Genomic DNA, 1,129 nt, shown 5'->3' on the forward strand with positions numbered 1-1,129 from the left:
GGTGGCGCCCGCGGGCAGGTGCGGCGCCGGCCCCGCGCCGGCCAGCTTTGCGCGTGCGCGGCGGTGGTGAGGGTCCAGGTCGAGAGCTCGTGCGTGCTGCTGCCACCTGCGCGCGCGCCGGTGGCCCGGCGGGCTCAGGTCGATGCCGGCGCAGCGCTCGCATCTTCCTCCGCCACCAGCTCGACCACGAAGGGCAGCGAGGGGTCGATCGCGAGCATCAGCCAGCGCAGGCGTTTTTTCAGGGCCTCGGGGTCGCCCGCCGTCGCCTGCAGGCACATCGCCTCGCGGCAATAGACGCCGTCGGGCTGGAGGTTCCAGGCGCCCGCCGGCACGATCGCGCAGTCGGCGATGCGGCCCTCGGCGAGGCGGACCCAGCACAGCAGCGCGCCGCGCGCGGTGATCACGCGCGCCACGCCCACGTCGGGCGCGGCCTGGCAGGCGTCGATCAGCGGCGCCACCTCCTCGCTGCCCGGGTGGCGCATCGTGCTCGCGCAGTCGGCCACGTCGATCGCCTTGGCGAACAGGCGCGCCGAGATGCGGTTGCCGCGCTCGAGCAGCAGGCGCACCAGCGGCGAGGCGGCGTGGCGCGCGAGCGGTCCGGTCTCGGCGGCCTCGCCGGCGTAGCGCGGATGGCGGATGAACTCCGCGCTCGGCCACGCGCCCACTGCGGCGACCCAGGCGTCGGCGCTGAGCGTGCCGAGCAGCGCGGTGCGGCGCTCCGGCGGCACGGTGGACGGGCCGTGGGCGATCAGCTCGCTCAGGATCGAGCTCAGGCTGCCGCCGCCCGCGAGGCGGTCGAGAAACTCGCCGATCCCGTGCGGCATACGGATCTGGTTGAAGAAGCCGGCCAGCAGCTCGCGCGCGACCAGGTCGAGCACTTCGCCGCCGAGCAGGAAGTCGTTCTCGTGCTCGCCGGCATGCAGCAGGCGGCGGTGGAACTCCGCATAGCGGTTGATGCGCGGCTCGAAGCCGAGCGAGGGCGGCCAGTCGAGCAGCAGGCGGCGCAGGTGCATGTCGATCATCTCGGCGGCCAGGCGGCGCTCGGTGCGCAGGCGCTCCGCCTTCGCCGGCGGCGCCTCGCCCGCGGCCTGCGCGCAGGCGAGCGCGAGCGCGTGGGCGTGGGCCTGCG

General features: G+C 75.5%; 1 protein-coding gene. It reads right to left on the reverse strand.

Annotated elements, in window-relative coordinates; translation table 11 throughout:
- Positions 1-134: 134 nt before the first annotated feature.
- On the reverse strand, positions 135-1,129 hold a 995-nt coding region (locus C667_RS23165; RefSeq protein ID WP_004389579.1), incomplete at its 5' end, for a hypothetical protein.

Source organism: Thauera phenylacetica B4P (assembly GCF_000310225.1).
Lineage (GTDB): Bacteria > Pseudomonadota > Gammaproteobacteria > Burkholderiales > Rhodocyclaceae > Thauera > Thauera phenylacetica.